Source organism: Sphingomonas sp. GW821-FHT10F11 (assembly GCF_058809095.1).
Genome location: NZ_JBXASH010000021.1, coordinates 1 through 1,033, shown reverse-complemented (window position 1 = coordinate 1,033; position 1,033 = coordinate 1). Strand labels below are relative to the sequence as shown.

At 62.4% G+C, this 1,033-nt stretch carries 1 protein-coding gene; it reads left to right on the top strand.

Going from position 1 to position 1,033, the window contains the following annotated elements:
* Window positions 1-81: 81 nt before the first annotated feature.
* On the top strand, window positions 82-1,033 hold a 952-nt coding region (locus tag AC1RT8_RS24680; protein WP_493079207.1), incomplete at its 3' end, for an IS481 family transposase.

The following is a 1,033-nucleotide window of genomic DNA, read 5'->3' as shown; positions in this document are numbered from 1 at the left end:
TGTGATCTTTCGATAGGTTGTTCATCCGGTTCTGTCCGAGCAGACTGAGGTTGCGAAGCTTCAGCTGTCAGGAGGAACCGGATGAACGTGCACAAGAATGCCCGAACCACGCCGCACAGTCGAGCCGAGTTGGTGCGGCGCGTGCTCGTCGAGCGGCAGCCGCCCATGTCGGTCGCAGCCGACATGGGCGTGTCGGCTCGTACCGTTGGGAAGTGGGTGGCGCGCTACCGGGCCGAAGGCCAGGCCGGGCTTGCCGATCGCTCCTCACGACCGCGGCAGTTGCGCGCTCCCACGCCCCAGGCCGTGCTCCTGCAGATCGAAGCGCTGCGGCGACAGCGCCTCCCCGGCGCCCAGATCGCACAGATCGCCGGCGTCTCGACTGCCACCGTCAGCCGCGTGCTCCAGCGCCTGGGCATCAGCAGGATCAAAGGGCTCGAGCCACCCGAACCCGTCCGGCGCTACGAGCGCGAGCATCCCGGCGAACTCATCCATATCGACATCAAGAAGCTCGGACGCTTCAATCGCATCGGTCATCGCATCACCGGGCACGGCACCTCCCAATCCACCAGCTGCCGCATGGGATGGGAGTTCGTACACGTCTGCATCGACGATGCCTCGCGCATCGCCTTCAGCCAGATCCTCCCCGACGAAAAAAAGGAAAGCGCCATCGCCTTCCTCAAGGCCGTCGTCGCCTATTATGCCAGCCTCGGCATCACCGTCACTCGCGTCATGACCGACAACGGCTCATGCTACCGGTCCCAGGACTTCAAATCCGCCTGCAACGCACTCAGCCTCAAGCACATCAGAACCAAACCCTACACCCCAAAGACCAACGGCAAAGCCGAGCGCTTCATCCAGACCAGCCTGCGAGAATGGGCATATGCCAGAGCCTACCAAACCTCAGACCATCGAGCCGCCGAGCTGCCTCTGTGGCTACACCAATATAACTGGCATCGACCACATCGCAGTCTAAAACACCACACACCCATCAGCCGCCTCGGCCTAACCGAGAACAACCTGTTGAGGCTCCACA